General features: G+C 72.5%; 1 protein-coding gene. It reads left to right on the top strand.

All coding sequences use genetic code 11. The features are described from left to right. The coding region (locus tag HA630_RS01630; RefSeq protein WP_166832169.1) for a TRAP transporter large permease subunit at positions 1 to 236 on the top strand (236 nt) is incomplete at both ends.

Raw genomic sequence — 236 nt, 5'->3', positions numbered from 1 at the left:
CCGATCGCGCCGCTGTTCATCGCCGGCATCGTGCCGGGCCTGCTGATCGTGGCGGCGCTGGCGCTGGTGATCTTCCTGAGCGGGCTCGTCGGGCCAGGCCTGCCGGCCGGGCGCTCGAACCCCGGCACCGGCTCGCTCAAAGTGGTGGTGGAGGGCCTGGTGCCCGCCGTCATCCCGGTGGTGGTGATCGCCGGCATCATGCTGGGGGTGATGACGCCGACCGAATCGGGGGCCGT

The sequence above is a fragment of the Aquabacterium sp. A08 genome, from assembly GCF_011742065.1.
Note: the sequence above shows the minus strand (reverse complement) of the source record. Positions and strands in the feature narration are given on the sequence as shown.